The organism is Burkholderia sp. Bp9143 (assembly GCF_003853645.1).
Classification (GTDB): Bacteria; Pseudomonadota; Gammaproteobacteria; order Burkholderiales; family Burkholderiaceae; genus Burkholderia.
The window spans coordinates 1-356 of sequence record NZ_QTPO01000184.1; the positions used below are offsets into that span (position 1 = coordinate 1).

Genomic DNA, 356 nt, shown 5'->3' on the forward strand with positions numbered 1-356 from the left:
GACGCGCAATTCGAACTGTTGCCGACGAACGAACCGTTCCGCCTGGAACGCAGCGTTCGCAAGCCCGTCATGAGCGGACCGGAGAGGGCCATCGTTGTCGGCCCCGCCGAGCAGGAAATCTGGACGGACCCATACGGACGCGTGAAGGTGCAGTTCGCATGGGACCGACAAGGCCGGCACGACGAGCATTCGGGCATCTGGCTGCGCGTGCTGTCACCGTGGCAAGGCGTGGACATGGGCGCGACGTTTATCCCGCGCATCGGGCATGAAGTCGCGGTGTCGCACTACCACGGCGATCCGGATTTGCCGGTGATTATCGGCAGTGCCGTCAACGCGTTCCGCCAGCCCGCACTGGA

Annotated in this window: 1 protein-coding gene; it reads left to right on the forward strand. The window is 64.6% G+C overall.

The features are described 5' to 3' along the window. Nucleotides 1–18: 18 nt before the first annotated feature. The coding region (locus DIE23_RS39265) for a phage baseplate assembly protein V (protein ID WP_260436379.1) at nucleotides 19–356 on the forward strand (338 nt) is incomplete at its 3' end.